A 490-nucleotide genomic window follows, 5' to 3' on the forward strand; every position below is an offset into this window, starting at 1 on the left:
GGGTAGGGCGGGGCGCCGATCGGGACGACGTAGTTGACCAGGTTGATCAGACCCCAGACCCCGTCCTGGTCCGGGTCCTTCGAGGGGCTCCAGTCGACCACGAACAACAGCGTCAGCACGACCGCCGCGAACGCCCACAACGGCGGCAGCAGCCGACGGACCCGCCCGCGGATCACGCTCCACGCCGGACGCTTCAGCGACCGCGCCATCAGCGAGCCCGCCAGCGCGAACATCACGCCCATCGACGGGAACAGCACCGACAGCCAGGCCCACCCGAAGAGGTGGTACACCACGACGCGGACCAGAGCGATGGAGCGCAGCAGGTCCAGGTACCGGTCGCGGCCCGGCTTCCCGGGCTCCGGGGCGGGCACGGGCTCGGTCGTGCGCTGCTGCGGGACGTCGGCGTGCGGTGTTCCGCACGGGCCCGCCGGTTCCGGGCTCACGCCCGTACCGGTCGTGTATCCGTGGGTCATGCCACGGGCCTCCGATC

General features: G+C 71.8%; 1 protein-coding gene. It reads right to left on the reverse strand.

Annotated features, from left to right (window positions below):
- The coding region (locus LPA54_RS37000; protein WP_228984860.1) for an acyltransferase family protein at positions 1–473 on the reverse strand (473 nt) is incomplete at its 3' end.
- Positions 474–490: the final 17 nt, after the last annotated feature.

The organism is Streptomyces sp. DH12 (assembly GCF_020873895.1).
Taxonomy (GTDB): domain Bacteria; phylum Actinomycetota; class Actinomycetes; order Streptomycetales; family Streptomycetaceae; genus Streptomyces.